The following is a 14,910-nucleotide window of genomic DNA, read 5'->3' as shown; positions in this document are numbered from 1 at the left end:
GACGCTGTTGGAGTTGGCCGGGGGTGAGGTTCCGGCGTTCGTGCAGGGGCAGAGTTTCGCCGGTGTGCTGCGCGGTGAACCCGGGCCGCGGCGGGGTGAGGTGTTCGCGGAGAAGAACTACCACGACGAGTACGACCCGATCCGGGCCATCCGCACCGACCGGTACGCCTACATCCGCAACCTGCAGCCGGGCACGCCGCCGAGGTTGTCCGGGGACATCGAGCGCAGCCCGGCACGGCGCGGCCTGGGCGCCGATCACTTCCGGCCACGTCCGGGTGAGGAGCTCTACGACCTGCACGAGGACCCCTGGCAGCAGCGCAACCTCGCCGACGATGCCTCCTACGCGCCGGTAAAGGCCGACCTTGCGGCGCGGCTGACGCAGTGGATGGTCGAGACCAACGATCCCGCGCTGGCCGGACCCGTCATCGCTCCGGACGGCATCCAGGAGCCTTCGTGACACCGCGCCGCCGAGCCTGAACCCTCCCGAGCTGCCCGTGACCCGCAAGGATGCGCTCTTCACCCGCTCGGGGTGACCACGTCGGGCCGGGACGGGTGGACCGTGAGAGTGGCGTGCGGGATCGCTGCGCACTCGTACGAGTGCGACCGCACGGGGCGAGGAGCCGAAGATGCCGGAGACGGGCGCGAACGCGGCACGTGATCGTCAGGTCGGGGTTCGCGAGCTGTTGGCTGTCATCGTCCTCTCCATCACGGCTGTGCTCACCGCCTGGAGCGGATTCGAGGCGAGCAAGTGGGGCGGCGAGATGTCCATCGCCTTCTCCCGCGCGTCGGGTGCCCGGAGCGAGGCGTCCCGGAGTGCTGCCGAGGCCGATGCCGCCCGCACCTTCGACCTCACCGTCTTCGGGGTCTACGTCCAGGCCGTCGCCGAGGGCGACGACGTCCTGCGTCAGTTCGTCGAGACGAGGTTCACCGATCACTTCGCCGTCGCGTTCGACGCCTGGGTCGCCACGTCGCCCCTCGAGGATCCGGACGCGCCCAAGGGCCCGTTCGCCATGCCTGAGTACCGTCCTCCGGGTGAGGCGGAGGCGGCCGATGCCGACGCTCGCGCCGACGCGCTGTTCGCCGACGCCCTCGAGAACAACCAGCGCGGCGATGACTACACGTTGCTCACAGTGCTCTTCGCTCTCGTCCTGTTCTTCGCCGCGATCTCGCAGCGTCCGCGATCCACGACGCTGGCCTGGGTCGTCCTGGGGTTCGCGGTCGTGCTGCTCCTCGTCGGCGTGGGGCTTCTGATCTCCTTCCCGAAGATCATCTGAGCCCGTACGCCAAGCGCTCGACCTCGTTGGAACGACGCGGACGATTTCGTCTCAGCTGTAGACTACCGATCGATCGATCGGTTAGTGTCGCCCCAGCGCCCCTGCAAGGAGGATGCTCGGTGGTCGACTCGCAGCCGAAGACGGTCCCTGAACTGCTCGCCCGTGCGGCCGAGCAGTGGCCGGACCGCGAGTTCCTGCGCTTCCCCGACGCCTCGATCACGTTCGCCGAAGCGCGGGAGGCGGCGGAGCGGACCGCGGCCGCCCTTCGCGCCCGGGGACTGCGGACCGGCAGCCGCGTGGCGATCATGCTTCCGAACGTGGCGGCCTGGCCGATCACCTGGCTCGGCACGCTGTCGGCGGGTCTGGTCGCCGTGCCAGTCAACGCGACCTACCGCGAGGCCGACCTCGCGCACGTGATCGCGGACGCTCAACCGGGTCTCGTCGTCGCGGCGCCCGAGTTCACAGAGGTCGTCCAGGGTGCGCTCGCGCTCGCCGGCGCCGAGGTCCCGGTCGTGCCGCCCGGCGAGCTCGTGGACGACGGCGACCGGGCCGACGTGCCTCCGGTTGCCCCGGACGCGCTCGCGAACCTGCAGTACACGTCGGGCACGACCGGCTTCCCGAAGGCCTGCATGCTCGGTCACGACTACTGGGTCGGGCTCGGCGCCCTCGCCGCGCGCCTCGCGCGCGTGACCGAGTCGGACGTGACGCTCACGTCGCAGCCGTTCTCCTACATCGATCCCATGTGGAACACCGCCATGGCGCTCACCGCGGGCATCCCGCTCGTCGTACTGCCGCGATTCTCCGCATCCGGATTCATGCGCTCGGTTCGTGAGCACGGCGTGACGACCCTGTACATGCTCGGCACCATGCCCACGCTGCTCCTGCAGCAGCCTCCGGCGCCCGACGACCGCGACAACGCCCTGCGCCTTGTCTGGTGCTCGGCCATTCCGCCGCTGCGCCACGCCGAGCTCGAGCAGCGATGGGGTGCGGCCTGGCGCGAGGCCTACGGGCTGACGGAGTCCGGCGTCGACCTGTACGTGCCGGTCGACGACTCGGCATCGGTCGGGACGGGCGTGCTCGGCGTTCCCGCGCCGGGCAAGGCGATCCGGATCGTCGACGCGGACGGAGCCGACGTGCGTCCCGGCGAGGCGGGGGAGTTGCTCGTCGCCGGGACGCCCATGATGCGCGGCTACTGGCGACGGCCGGAGGAGACGGCCCGCACGCTGCGGGACGGCTGGCTGCACACCGGAGATCTCGTGCGGCGGGATGCCGACGGTTCGATCCGGCTCGTCGGCCGGCAGAAGGACATGATCCGCCGCGGCGGCGAGAACGTCGCGGCCGCGGAGGTCGAGGCGGCGCTGATGGCAGATCCCGATGTGCGGATCGCCGCCGTCGTGCCCGTACCCGACGAGCTCTTCGGCGAAGAGGTGAAGGCCGTCGTCGTGCTCGACGACGGCGCGACCGACGGGGCGGAGGCGGCGCGAGCGCTCGTGAATCGCCTCTCGACCCAGCTGGCACGCTTCAAGCTCCCTCGCTTCGTCGAGTTCGCCGACGAACTGCCCATGACGCCGTCCGCGCGCGTCGCCAAGGCAGAGCTCACTTCCCGCTCGAGGACCGGCGTGGTCTTCGACCTTCGCGAACACCGCGGCACGACCATCGGAGGCGTGGCATGACCGAACTCGTTCCGAGGCGCGAGGGCCGCAAGCGCAACGCCGCCACGACGAGCGAGCGGATACGGCGGACGGCGCTCGAGCTCTTCTCGACGCAGGGCTACGAGGCGACCGGGATCCGCGAGCTCGCCGACCGCGTCGGCATGACGACCGCGTCGCTGTACCACTACGTCGGCACCAAGGCCGAGCTGCTCACCGACATCATGCGCGACGCGCAGGCGCGGCTGCTGGCGGCGGCGCAGGGGGCGCTCGCGGGCATCGACGATCCCGCCGCGCGGATCGTCCGGCTCGTCCACATCCATGTGCTCGCCCACGCGATCTTCCAGCTCGAGGCCCGCACGGTCGACACCGAGCTCCGCGTGCTCGACCCGTCGGCGCTGCAGGAGATCCTCGACGCCCGCGACGAGTACGAGCAGCTCTGGCGGGAGGCCATCGTCAGGGGCTGCGACGACGGCGTGTTCACCGTGCCCGACGCCTCGACCGCGCGGCTCGCGATCATGACGATGTCGACGGGTGTCGCCCACTGGTACAAGCCGAACCGCGGCGCCTCGCCCGCCGAGCTCGCGGTCAACTTCTCCGATCTCGCTCTGGCTCTCCTGCGAGCGACGGATGCGGCGGGGAGGACGGTCGACACGGCCGCTCTCGCGCTCGGCGATCCGGCAGAGCTCATCCCGCTCCTCGGCATCGCCCCACCGGCGTCGACCGCCGACGCCGCTCGCTGAGCGCGACCGGCGTGCGACGAGCGCGCGAACCACGAGATCTCCTGAACCCATCGAGAGGAACTGCGATGAAGCGACGTGTGTTGACGATCGCGGCCATATCAGGGACCGCGCTCCTGCTCGCCGGCTGCGGGGACGACACGGACACCGCCGACGGCGGCTCCGTTCCCGAGACCGTCGCGATCGGCATCCGTGCCGACATCGACGTCTTCGACCCCAACAAGTCGATCGGCGACATCGGCGCGGCGCAGGCGTTCGCGCTGCTCTACGACGGTCTCGTGCGGACGTCACCCGACGGCGAGATCACGCCGGGGCTGGCCGAGAGCTGGGACGTGACACCGCTGGGCGGGACGTTCACCCTGCGCGAGGGCATCACGTGCTCGGACGGCACGGCACTCACGGCGAGCGACATCGCGAAGTCGATCGAGTACGTCGCCGATCCGGCGAACGGATCGCCCGGAGCGTCGCGCGTCTTCGGGTTCGGCGGCGCGAAGTCGATCACGGCGGACGACACGGCCAACACGGTGACGATCGAGCTCAACGCGCCGAACAACGACATGCTCGCCGGGCTCACGAACGTCGCGAGGATCGTGTGTCCCGCGGGCCTGGAGGATCCGGAGGCACTTGCCACCACGCCGCTCGGCACGGGGCCCTACGAGCTCACGGCGCAGCAGCGCGGCGAGTCGTACACCTTCACGCTCCGCGACGACTACGTCGCGTATCCCGAGGGTGTGACGGCCGAGGACATGCCGCGGGAGGTGCAGCTGCGCGTCGTCGCCGACGACTCGACGCAGGCGAACCTGCTCACCTCGGGAGAGCTGACCATCGCGAACCTGCAGGGGCAGGCCGTCGAGCGGGTGCAGGGCCAGGAGGGCATCAACGAGATCGACAGCGAGGCGTGGGGCGTCACGGGCCTCGCGATCAACCACGACACACCCGTGGGCGGCAACGCCGACCTGCGCCGGGCCATCGCGCTCGCACTCGACCCCGAGCTCTACAACAAGGCCGCGTACGGCGGCCAGGCGAAGCCGGCCAGCGCCCTGTACACCTCGAACATGGCGTGCTACTCCGAGGAGATCGGGGAGGCGCAGGTGCGCGGGGACCTCGACGCGGCCGCCGCGCTGCTCGACGAGAAGGGCTTCGCGCTCAGCGGCGACGTGCGGACGAATCCTGACGGGTCGCCGCTCACGATCCGCATGATGCAGCTCGCGACCAACCCGACGGAGGCCGAGTACGTCAAGGACGCGCTCTCGCAGGTCGGCCTGACGGTCGAACTGCAGTCCCTCTCGTACAACGAGGCGCTGGAGAACCTGTACACGGACGGCTGGGACCTGATCACCATTCCCTATCAGTCGGGCATCGCCTCGCCGAGCCTGTACGTGCTCCAGGTGTCCGGCCCGCTCGAGGAGTCGCTCAACTTCGGGCGCATCCAGAACGCGGCCTACGAGGCGCTCGTGCCGGAGGCGCTCGCGGCCGAGACCGAGGAGGCGCGTTGCGCCGCGTGGAACGACGCTCAGGAGGCGCTGCTGGCCGAGGCGGACCTGGTGCCCCTCGTGCAGGTCGTCTCCCAGTACTTCGCGGACGGTCTGACGTTCTCGGCGGCCGGCAAGATCGACCCGTTCTCGTTCAAGGCCGACTAGAGCCGCACCCGGCCCACCCGACAACGTACGGAGAACCCATGACCACCACGACGACGGTCCGCGCGAGGGGATCGACGATGCAGTGGGCGCGCTTCCTGCTCATCAGGCTGGTGCGCGCGGTCGTCGTCATGGTGGTGCTCGTCGTCGTCACGTTCGCCATGGTGCGCCTGGTGCCCGGCGATCCGGCCCAGCGCATTCTCGGAATGAACGCGGACCCGGTGGCGCTCGCGGCGACGCGCGAGCGGCTCGGGCTCGACGCCGCGTGGCTCACGCAGTTCGCGGACTACGTCAATGGCGTCCTCACGTTCGACTTCGGCACGTCGTTCCAGACCGGCGAGACGGTCAGCAAGATCATCGCCGACCGGGTGTGGCCGACGCTCCAGGCGGCGCTCCTCGCGATCGTCCTCGTCGCCGTCGGCGGGCTCCTCGTCGGCCTCTGGGCGGGCGTCGTCACCGAGCGCCGCCGCCCGGTGACCGAGGCGACCTTCAGCGGGATCACGGGAGTCATCGGCATCCTTCCTCCCTACCTGCTCGGCACCCTGCTCGTCTGGCTCTTCGCCGTACAGCTCCAGTGGCTGCCCGTCGCGGGATCCGGGAGCCTCGCGAAGGCGATCCTCCCCGCGATGGCGCTCGGCCTCGCGCCCATGGCGATGCTCGCGCGCGTGGTGCGCGTCGAGACGCTCACGGTGCTCGGGCAGGACTACATGCGTCTGGCCAGGAGCAAGCACCTGCCGGGGATCAGGCTGTTCACCGATCACCTGCTGCCCAACGTGCTCGGGCCCGTCCTCCCGATCCTCGGCGCGCTCTCGGCGACGCTGATCGGCGGCTCGGTCGTGATCGAGCGCGTGTTCGCCCGGCCCGGCCTGGGCGAAGAGCTCGCCCAGGGCGTGCAGGTCGGCGACTTCCCCGTCGTGCAGGGCCTCGTCATCTTCCTGGGCGGCGTCGTCGTGCTCACGTCATTCATCGCCGACGTCCTCGCCGCGATCATCGACCCTCGCGTCCGGCGGGCGGTCGTCCGATGACTCAGACCACCTCGATCGCGCTCGCCGCCCTCCGCGGCAGGCGCTCGCGTCGCAAGGGGTCCTTCGCGACGCCGACCGGCATCCTCTCGATCGTCGTGACCGTCCTGCTGGTGCTGCTGGCGATCTTCGCCCCCGTGCTCTGGCAGGAGGCATCCCTCGAGCAGGACGTCTCCAACATCTTCGCCCCGCCGAGCACCGAGCACTGGGTCGGCACCGACGAGCTCGGCCGGGACATCCTGCTGCGCGGTCTCGTCGCGACGCGCCTCTCGCTGGTGCTCGCCGCGCTCTCGCTCTGCATCGCCGTCGCGCTCGGTGTGACGCTCGGCCTCGTCGTCGGCCTCGCGCGCGGCCGGTGGAGCTCGTTCGGCGGCGGCGTCGTCGACGCGTGGCTCGGCTTTCCCGCCATCCTGCTCGCCCTCGTGATCGTCGCCATCGTCGGACCGGGGCCGTCCGGCGCCTTCCTGGCCATCGGCATCGCCTTCTCCCCGTACTTCGCGCGCATGACCATGACCCTCACGACGTCGGTGTCCGAGCGCGACTACGTCGCGGCGGCGCGTCTGGCCGGAGTGCCGCGCAGGCGCATCTTCACCCGCTACATCGCGCCGAACATCGGCGACAGCCTCGCGACCGCGATCTTCGCGGGGTTCGGCGAGTGTCTCGTGGCGGTCGCCGCGCTGAGCTTCCTCGGCCTCGGCACCCGGTCACCGGAGACGGACTGGGGGCAGTTGCTCACGGAGGGCGTCAAGAACATCTACACCGCGCCCGCCGCCGCGGCCTTCCCGGCCGTGCTCATCGCCCTCGCGGGCATCGCGATGGCGCTGCTCGGCGACGTCGTGGCGCGTGCGCTGAACCCGAGGAGAAGCTGATGGGAACCGCGCCGACGACGCGCGACGAGGTGCCGGCCGACGTCATCGGCCTCTCCGACCTCGTCGTGACGACGGAGAGCTCCGATCCCGTGGTGATCCTCAGAGGAGTCTCGCTCACCGTACGCGCCGGTGAGCTCGTGGGGCTCGTCGGCGAGTCGGGCTCGGGCAAGTCCACCGTGGCCCTGGCGATCGCCGACCTCCTGCCCGAGGGGGTCGTCCGGGCGTCGGGGTCGGTGCGCGTCAACGGCGAGGCGCTCGACGCTCTGCCCGCGAAGCGCCGCGGCGCCCTCCTCGGCCGCAAGGTGGCGCTCGTGCTCCAGGACCCGTCGGCCTCGCTCAACCCCGTCCGGCGCATCGGACCGCAGATGATCGAGGTCCTGCGGTTCCACTTCGGCGTGTCCCGCGCCGAGGCGCTGCGGCTGGCCGCGGACCGGCTTCGCGAGGTGGGCATCGACGATCCCGGGCGCGTGCTGGCGAGCTATCCCGACATGCTGAGCGGCGGCATGAAGCAGCGGGTCGTGATCGCGATGGGCCTGCTCGCCGGCCCCGAGGTCGTCATCGCCGACGAGCCGACGACCGCGCTCGACGTGCGCGTGCAGGCCAGCGTCCTCGACCTCCTCGTGCGGCTGAACAGCGAGAAGGACGTGGCCATCCTGCTCGTCTCGCACAACATCGTGGCGGTCGGCGAGTACTGCGACCGGGTGATCGTCATGTACGCCGGGACGATCGTCGAGTCGCTCGCCGCGGCGGACCTCATGGCGTCCGCGCGTCATCCGTACACGCGGGCCCTGATCGGCTCGGTCCCGTCGCTCGAGACGCCGACGCAGGCCGAGCTCCCGACGATCCCCGGATCGCCGCCGGACCCCGGCGACGTGCTCGCCGGCTGCCCGTTCGAGCCGCGCTGCCCGCTCGCTCGAGCCCGCTGCGCGACGGAGCTGCCGCGGCGGATCGCCCTCGACGAGTCGCACACCGTCGCCTGCTGGGCGGTCGAGGAGGAGCTCGCGCAGCACCCCGTCCGGCTGGAGCCGTCGTGCTGACCGTCGACGAGCTCACGGTGGCGTATCCGGGCACGCACGGGCACGTCGCCGTGCGGTCGGCGTCGTTCGAGCTGCGGGACGGCCACGCGTTGGGTCTGGTCGGCGAGTCGGGATCGGGCAAGTCAACGATCGCCAAGGCGATCGTCGGGCTCGCACCCATCACGAGCGGCGAGGTCCGGCTGGACGGCGAGACGGTGGCACGCCACGGCGTGCGGCCGCGGGGACTTCGCGACCGGGTCCAGTACGTGTACCAGGACGCGTCGGCGTCGCTCAACCCGCGCATGCGGATCGGCGAGACCCTCGCCGAGACGGCCGCGATCGCCGCCGGCGGCACCCTTCGCGCCCAGCGCGGACGCGTCGCCGAGCTGCTCAGCGTCGTCGGCCTCTCGGCGGCTCATGCCGAGCGCTTCCCGCACGAGCTCTCCGGCGGGCAGCGGCAGCGGGTCGCGATCGCCAGGGCCCTGGCGACGCGGGCGAGGACCCTCCTGCTCGACGAGGTCACGTCGGCCCTCGACGTCTCGGTGCAGGCGACCGTGCTCAACCTGCTCAACCGGCTGCGCCGCGATCTGCGCCTCTCGCTGCTCGTCATCTCCCACGACCTGGCCGTCGTGCGGCTGCTCTGCGACGACGTCGTCGTGCTACGTCCTGGCGAGATCTGCGAGACGGGGCCCGCGGAGCGCGTGCTCCGATCGCCCCAGCACGAGTACACGCGGTCGCTGCTCGCGGCCGTTCCCACCCTGACGCGCGCCAGGGCGGCCGCCCAGGCCGATGAAGGAGACACGTGAGCACCCAGTCGTTGGTATCCGAGGCGGTGGAGCTGCTCGAGCGCGCGGTGGCGGGCATCGTGGACCGCGGTGTCGCGCCGGGCGCCGTCGGAGGCATCCTCGCCGACGGCGCGATCACCGTCGCGGCGAGCGGTGTCGGGGACCCCACGGTCGGCGACGCGGTCGGCGAACGCACGCTCTTCCAGATCGGCTCGGTGACCAAGGTCGTCACGACGACGATCGCGATGCGCCTCGTCGACGCCGGACAGCTCGACCTCGATGCCCCGGTCGCGGCCTATCTTCCCGAGCTGCGTCTCGCCGGCCGTTCGACGGAGGGCCTGATCGTCCGCCACCTGCTCACGCACGAGAGCGGGATCGAGGGCGACGTCTACCTCGACACGGGAGGCGGCCCCGACGCGCTCGAGCGACTCGTCGAGCGCCTCGCCGACGTCGGCACGGTGCACGAGCCCGGCGCGGCCTGGTCCTACTCCAACATCGGGTTCGTGCTCGCGGGGCGCATCGCCGAGAAGCTCACCGGACTCGCCTTCCCGGAAGTCGTCCGCACGCTGGTCACGGAGCCGCTCGGCATCGCGACGCCGGTCGTGCTCGCCGACGACGCCCTGTCGCACCACTGCGCCGTCGGCCACCGCCGCCGCGACGGCGCGCTCGTGCCCAGCCCGCTCCGGGAGCTCCCGGTCTCGATGGCGCCGGCCGGCTCCCGCCCGTTCTGCGCGATCGGCGACCTGCTGCGGTTCGCCGCGTCACACTTCGACGGCGCCGACGACCTGCTCACGGAGAAGTCCCGCCTGCTCATGCGGCGGCGGTGGCTCGCTCAGCCCCGGTCGGTGGGAGCCGGGCAGGGCCTCGGCTGGTTCGTGCTCCGCGACGGACCCGACCCACTCCTCGCCCATGCGGGCGACACGTTCGGCTTCGGCGCGATGCTCGTCGTCGCACCGGCGCGGCGGTTCGCCGTGGCGATCGCCGGGAGCACACCCGACGTCGCCGACGTCGCCGCGGGGCTGGCGTTCCAGGTCTGCGCGGCGGCGACCGGGCTCACGCCGCAGCTCGTGAGCTCGGCTCCGCTCGCGTCAGCGGAACTCGCGCACCTCGCCGGTCGCTACGAACGGTTCGGCGTCGTGTGCGACGTCGGCCTCGAGGGCACGGGCCTGCGGATCCGCACCGGCTACCACGGTGTGCGCGCGGGCACGCCGAGCACCGACGAGCGCGTCGAGATGGTCGGGGAGTGGATCTTCGGACCGAAGGGGTCCTCCGGGCTGTTCGGCTACGAGTTCCCCGGCGGGGCCAACGACCGCATGTACGCCCACGGGCGCCTTCTGACCCGGGCGACGGCATGACGGGCACGAGCGCGAGCCGGTTCGACACCTACGTCGCGATGCCGGACGGCGTACGGCTCGCCGTGACCGCCCACGTGCCGGCCTCGGCCACCGCGTCTCCCGTGCCCGCCGTCATCCGGGCCACGCGGTACTGGCGCGGGCGCCCTCCGGGGGTCTTCGCCCCGCGGGGCGGTGAGGCCGCCGCCTTCACCGACGCGGGCTTCGCGCTCGTCCTGGTCGACGTGCGCGGCACGGGCGCCTCGTTCGGGCGCTGGGACGGTCCGTGGTCGCCGTCGGAGGTCGCCGACCTCGGCGCTCTCTGCGAGTGGGTCGCGGCGCAACCCTGGTCGAACGGCCGCGTCGGCTCGCACGGGGTCTCTTACGACGGCAACACCGCGGAGCTCATCGCCGCCGCCGAGCCGCCCAGCCTGCGCGCGATCATCCCGCGCTTCAGCGACGTGGACCCGTTCATCCACCTGTCGTTCCCCGGCGGGATCCTGCTCGACTCGTTCATCCAGTCCTGGGCCGCGGGCAACCAGGCCCTCGACCGCATGGACCCCGAGCCGGTCATGGCCCTGACCGGCGAGACGAGGGACGAGGTCATGGCCCGGATGGGCGCGCCGGATCGGGCCGACGAGGACGTCGACGGATCACTGCTCGCCGCCGCCCTCGCCGAGCATGCCGGCAACCTGGACGTCTGGGCGGTCGGGAGCGCACTGACGTTCGCCGACGACGCGTCCGCGAAGGCGCTCCGCGTCGTCGAGTCCAGCCCTCACCACCTGCGGCATCGCATCGAACGCTCGGGGGTGGCGATCCAGGCCTGGGCGTCGTGGTTCGACGCGGGGACGGCCGCCGGCGCGCTCAGCCGCTTCAACAACATCGGCAACCCCATGGCCGTGCTCATCGGGCCCTGGAGCCACGGAGCCGCCTTCGACGCCAGCCTGACCGGCGACGAGCCCATGCCCGCGGCCGTGACACCGGACGATCAGGCCGAGCAGATGTTCGGCTTCCTGCACGAGAACCTCGACGCCGGAGCCCGCGGCACGACGACGAGGTCGATCCGCTTCTGGCAGCTGTTCGCGGACCGCTGGTGCGTCACCGAGCAGTGGCCGCCGCACGGCTCGGGCGCGCTCACGCTGTACTGCGGGCCGGACGGCGCACTCGTCGAGGCGCCGATCGCCGAGGGTGCGGACGCCTATCGAGTCGACTTCACCACCACGACGGGACCGGCGAACCGCTGGGCGACCCAGTCCGGGGGAGGCCCGGTCATTTATCCGGATCGACGCGAGGCCGGCGAGCGCTGCCTGACGTACACGACGGCGCCGCTCACCGAGGCCGTCGACATCATCGGCGACCCGGTCGTGACGCTCCACCTGGAGAGCAGCACCCCCGACAGCGCTCTGTACGTCTACCTCGAGGCGGTGACCCCGGACGGCGAGGTCCGCTACCTCACGGAGGGACAGCTCCGGCTCCTTCACCGGCGCACCAGTCCGGCTCCGCCGGGGGAGTGGCACGCCGGGCCGTACCGCACGTTCCACGAGCGGGACGCCGCGCCCCTCGAACGCGGCGAGGTCGCCGAGATCGCGCTCGCGCTCCTCCCGCTCGCCGCGCGCATCGACGCCGGCTGGCGGCTCCGGATCGCCATCGCGGGAGCCGATGCCGGCACCTTCGTGCGCATCCCGGCGACCGGCACGCCGACGTTCACGGTGCATCGTTCCGCGAGCCGCCCGTCGTCCGTTCAGATCCCCGTCGTGCCGACCCTGTTCACCGCAGAGCCCGAAGGAGAGTCCGTTGTCTGACCACGAAGGCGTCGTGTACACGAACGACGAGGGAGTCGCGACCATTCGCTTCAATCGTCCCGCGACGCTCAACGCCCTCCGCGCGGTGGACATCCTCCGGGTCGGGGAGCTGCTGCGGGAGATCGCGGTCGACGAGGGCGTTCGCGTGGTGGTGCTCACGGGCACGGGACGCGCGTTCACCTCGGGCGAAGACCTGAACGAGCTGTCCGCCCACCTCGACGGCGACGAGGCGCAGCCGGGTCACGAGGCGCACCTCGATCGGTTCCAGGACCTGACCCGGTTGCTGCTCTCCCTTCCGCAGCCGACGGTCGCGGCCATCAACGGCGTCGCCGTCGGTGTCGGCGCCGAGCTCTCGCTCGCGTGCGACATCCGCATCGCCGCGCAGAGCGCTCGGTTCGGATTTCCCGAGGTCACCAGGGGCCTCCTCGGCACGAACGGCGTCTTCAAACTCCTTCCGCGCGTCGCGGGGTCGGGACCGGCGGCCTATCTGCTGCTCAGCGGGGAGATCGTGGACGCCGCGACCGTCGCGGGGTTCGGCATCCTCGCGCCCGTCGTGGCCGACGAGGAGTTTCCCGCGGCCGTCGCCGCGCTCACGAAACGGCTCGCGAGCAACGCCACGCTCTCGATGCGCCTCACCAAGCGCCTGCTCGTCGACGAGCCCGGGCTGGACCTCGAAGGCGTCCTGGCGCGCGAGGCGGAGGGCATGGCGGCGTGCTTGTTCACGCCGGACATCCGGGAGGGGACCACGGCGTTCCTCGAGGACCGGCCCGCGGCCTTCGGAGCGTCGTGACGCACCGGGTGTACGTGTCGGCCGACCTCGAGGGCGTCGCCGGCGTCTCACACCTGCGCCAGACGATGCGCGGGACGGACGACTACCCGGACGCTCGCGCGCTCATGGCCGCCGAGGTCAACGCTGCCGTCGAGGGCGCGCTCGACGGTGGAGCGCAGTCCGTGCTCGTCAACGACGCGCACGGCGACATGACGAATCTGCGGGCGGCGGACCTGCACCCGGCGGCCGTGCTCCTGAGCGGCTGGCCGAAGGTGCCGTGGGCGATGATGCAGGGCATCGAGCCGGCCGACCTCGTCGTGTGCTTCATCGGCTATCACAGCCCGGCCGGCACCGGCGGATCCGTGCTCGAGCACACGTTCTCGAGCCGGCTGTTCATGGATCTGCGGGTGAACGGCGACGTGTGGGGCGAAGCGGAGTTCAACGCCGCACTCGCGGCCGAGCTCGGCGTTCCCGTGGGGCTCGCGACGGGTGACGGCGTCTTCTGTGCGGCGGTCGCCGAGCGGATCCCGGGGATCGAGACGGTCGCGGTCAAGCAGGGATTCGGCTACAACGTCTCCTCGAGCATGCATCCGTCGCTCGTGCGCGAGCGCATCCGTGTCGCGGCGCGACGTGCGGTGGAACGGGCGATCGCGGGGGACCTGCCGCTCCTCGCACTGCCCGAGCGCTACGTGGTCGAGGCCACTCTGCCCAATGGGGGAGCGGCCGACCTGTGCACGTTGCTTCCGGACACCGAACGCCTCGGCGGGCGGCTGGTGCGCCGCGTCACCGAGACCGCGGACGGCGCACTGCGGACGGTGCTCGGCTGGCTCCACCTCGCGGGCGCACAGGCGCCGGGGCACCCGACGATCCCCGGCGGCCGTGCGTGAGCGCGTTGGGCGACTCCGCCGGCGCCCGCGCCCCGCTCATGGAGGCCGACCTCGAACGCCTCGTGCGCTCGGAGTCGCCCTCGCAGAGTGCTCCGCACCTCGCCGCGACGGCGCGGGTGCTCGCCGATCTCGTGCGTGCGCGCCTCGGCGTCGACCCCGAGCGCACTCCGGCGGGCGACGGCGATGCCCTGCTGTGGCGCCTCGGCTCCGGCCCGCGCCCGGTGCTCCTGCTCGGCCACTACGACACGGTGTGGCCGGCGGGATCGATCGACACCCATCCCTGGGGGATCGCCGTCGAGGCCGGCAGGCGCGTCGCGCGCGGGCCCGGATGCTTCGACATGAAGGCGGGCCTCGTCCAGGCCGTGCACGCGGCGGCGCTCGCCGCGGAGTTCGGCGACGTCGCGATCATCCTGCTCGCCACGCCGGACGAGGAGGTCGGATCGCCCGGCAGCCGGGCGATCATCGAGAAGACGGCGCTCGGCTGCCGGGCGGCCCTCGTCTTCGAGGCAAGCCATCACGGCGCATTGAAGACGGCGCGCAAGGGCGTCGGGCGCTACACGCTCCACGTGACCGGCCGGGCCGCGCACTCGGGTCTGGAGCCCGAGCTCGGGCGGCACGCCGGCGTGGAGCTCGCCGCGCAGGTGCTCCGCATCGCGGGGCTCGGCAGCCCGGAGCTCGGCACGACGGTGGTGCCGACCCGGATGAGCGCGGGTACGACGATCAACACCGTGCCGGCCGCCGGGTCGGTCGCCGTCGACGTGCGGGCGGCCACGGCGGCCGAGCTCGAGCGCGTCGACGCGGCGTTGCGGGCACTCGGCCCGGTGCACCCGGGCGTCCGGCTCGACTGGGCGGGCGGCATCGATCGCGCGCCACTCGAGGCGGAGTCGTCTCGTCCGCTGGCGGCGATCGCGCAGCGGGTCGCCGGGGAGCTCGGGATCGGCGGGCTCGGCGAGGCGCACGTCGGTGGCGCGTCCGACGGGAACTTCACCGCCGGTGCCGGCGTGCCGACCCTCGATGGGCTCGGCGCCGTCGGGGCCGGCGCCCACGCGGACGACGAGCATGTCGTCGTCGACGACCTGCCGATCCGGGCGGCGCTCGCGGCCGGCATCGTCCTGGACCTCGGCTGAAC

The 14,910-nt window shown here is 72.1% G+C and carries 13 protein-coding genes and 1 pseudogene; all 14 read left to right on the top strand.

Translation table 11 applies throughout. The features are described 5' to 3' along the window. Positions 1-457 (top strand): annotated as a pseudogene (locus tag C1I92_RS17235) (sulfatase family protein); the annotation flags it as partial. Between the two features lie 169 nt (positions 458-626). Beyond that, entirely contained in the window at positions 627-1,274 is a 648-nt protein-coding gene (locus tag C1I92_RS17230; RefSeq protein ID WP_111255884.1) for a hypothetical protein, read from the top strand. Positions 1,275-1,300: 26 nt separating this feature from the next. Further along, the gene (locus C1I92_RS17225) at positions 1,301-2,947 is read left to right on the top strand and encodes an AMP-binding protein (RefSeq protein ID WP_111255883.1); all 1,647 of its coding nucleotides are present in this window, start codon (positions 1,301-1,303) and stop codon (positions 2,945-2,947) included. Beyond that, entirely contained in the window at positions 2,944-3,666 is a 723-nt protein-coding gene (locus C1I92_RS17220) for a TetR/AcrR family transcriptional regulator (RefSeq protein ID WP_111255882.1), read from the top strand. The genes C1I92_RS17225 and C1I92_RS17220 overlap by 4 nt, the downstream gene beginning before the upstream one ends. Positions 3,667-3,731: 65 nt before the next feature. Further along, the gene (locus C1I92_RS17215) at positions 3,732-5,303 is read left to right on the top strand and encodes an ABC transporter substrate-binding protein (protein WP_111255881.1); all 1,572 of its coding nucleotides are present in this window, start codon (positions 3,732-3,734) and stop codon (positions 5,301-5,303) included. A gap of 38 nt (positions 5,304-5,341) precedes the next feature. Next, positions 5,342-6,325: an ABC transporter permease gene (locus C1I92_RS17210; RefSeq protein WP_146605178.1), complete on the top strand. Its 984-nt coding sequence runs from the start codon at positions 5,342-5,344 to the stop codon at positions 6,323-6,325. Then, on the top strand, positions 6,322-7,191 hold the full coding sequence (locus C1I92_RS17205; RefSeq protein WP_111255879.1) for an ABC transporter permease: 870 nt from the start codon (positions 6,322-6,324) through the stop codon (positions 7,189-7,191). The genes C1I92_RS17210 and C1I92_RS17205 overlap by 4 nt, the downstream gene beginning before the upstream one ends. After that, a complete protein-coding gene (locus tag C1I92_RS17200; RefSeq protein WP_111255878.1) occupies positions 7,191-8,228 on the top strand; it encodes an ABC transporter ATP-binding protein in 1,038 nt (345 codons plus the stop codon). Before C1I92_RS17205 ends, C1I92_RS17200 begins: the two co-directional genes overlap by 1 nt. Next, positions 8,222-9,013, top strand: coding sequence for an ABC transporter ATP-binding protein (locus C1I92_RS17195; RefSeq protein ID WP_199521311.1), 792 nt, complete (start codon positions 8,222-8,224; stop codon positions 9,011-9,013). The genes C1I92_RS17200 and C1I92_RS17195 overlap by 7 nt, the downstream gene beginning before the upstream one ends. After that, positions 9,010-10,347, top strand: a complete 1,338-nt coding sequence (locus C1I92_RS17190) for a serine hydrolase domain-containing protein (RefSeq protein ID WP_111255876.1) — start codon at positions 9,010-9,012, stop codon at positions 10,345-10,347. The genes C1I92_RS17195 and C1I92_RS17190 overlap by 4 nt, the downstream gene beginning before the upstream one ends. After that, positions 10,344-12,125, top strand: coding sequence for a CocE/NonD family hydrolase (locus C1I92_RS17185; RefSeq protein WP_111255875.1), 1,782 nt, complete (start codon positions 10,344-10,346; stop codon positions 12,123-12,125). The genes C1I92_RS17190 and C1I92_RS17185 overlap by 4 nt, the downstream gene beginning before the upstream one ends. Further along, a complete protein-coding gene (locus tag C1I92_RS17180; RefSeq protein ID WP_158564182.1) occupies positions 12,118-12,915 on the top strand; it encodes an enoyl-CoA hydratase/isomerase family protein in 798 nt (265 codons plus the stop codon). The genes C1I92_RS17185 and C1I92_RS17180 overlap by 8 nt, the downstream gene beginning before the upstream one ends. After that, positions 12,912-13,781 carry a M55 family metallopeptidase gene (locus C1I92_RS17175; protein WP_158564181.1) on the top strand — a complete coding sequence of 290 codons (870 nt, stop codon included), beginning with the start codon at positions 12,912-12,914 and terminating at the stop codon, positions 13,779-13,781. Before C1I92_RS17180 ends, C1I92_RS17175 begins: the two co-directional genes overlap by 4 nt. After that, positions 13,778-14,908, top strand: coding sequence for a M20/M25/M40 family metallo-hydrolase (locus C1I92_RS17170; RefSeq protein ID WP_233507050.1), 1,131 nt, complete (start codon positions 13,778-13,780; stop codon positions 14,906-14,908). Before C1I92_RS17175 ends, C1I92_RS17170 begins: the two co-directional genes overlap by 4 nt. The last annotated feature ends 2 nt before the right edge of the window (positions 14,909-14,910 follow it).

The sequence above is a fragment of the Jiangella anatolica genome (genome assembly GCF_003236295.1).
GTDB lineage: Bacteria > Actinomycetota > Actinomycetes > Jiangellales > Jiangellaceae > Jiangella > Jiangella anatolica.
This window is presented reverse-complemented; position numbering and strand designations above follow the sequence as displayed.

What these genes read in the sequence shown, in the direction of transcription:
- C1I92_RS17205 (WP_111255879.1), top strand. Translation starts at nt 6,322, where the DNA reads ATGACTCAGACCACCTCGATCGCGCTCGCCGCCCTCCGCGGCAGGCGC.
- C1I92_RS17230 (WP_111255884.1), top strand. Translation starts at nt 627, where the DNA reads ATGCCGGAGACGGGCGCGAACGCGGCACGTGATCGTCAGGTCGGGGTT.
- C1I92_RS17215 (WP_111255881.1), top strand. Translation starts at nt 3,732, where the DNA reads ATGAAGCGACGTGTGTTGACGATCGCGGCCATATCAGGGACCGCGCTC.
- C1I92_RS17220 (WP_111255882.1), top strand. Translation starts at nt 2,944, where the DNA reads ATGACCGAACTCGTTCCGAGGCGCGAGGGCCGCAAGCGCAACGCCGCC.
- C1I92_RS17210 (WP_146605178.1), top strand. Translation starts at nt 5,342, where the DNA reads ATGACCACCACGACGACGGTCCGCGCGAGGGGATCGACGATGCAGTGG.
- C1I92_RS17185 (WP_111255875.1), top strand. Translation starts at nt 10,344, where the DNA reads ATGACGGGCACGAGCGCGAGCCGGTTCGACACCTACGTCGCGATGCCG.
- C1I92_RS17200 (WP_111255878.1), top strand. Translation starts at nt 7,191, where the DNA reads ATGGGAACCGCGCCGACGACGCGCGACGAGGTGCCGGCCGACGTCATC.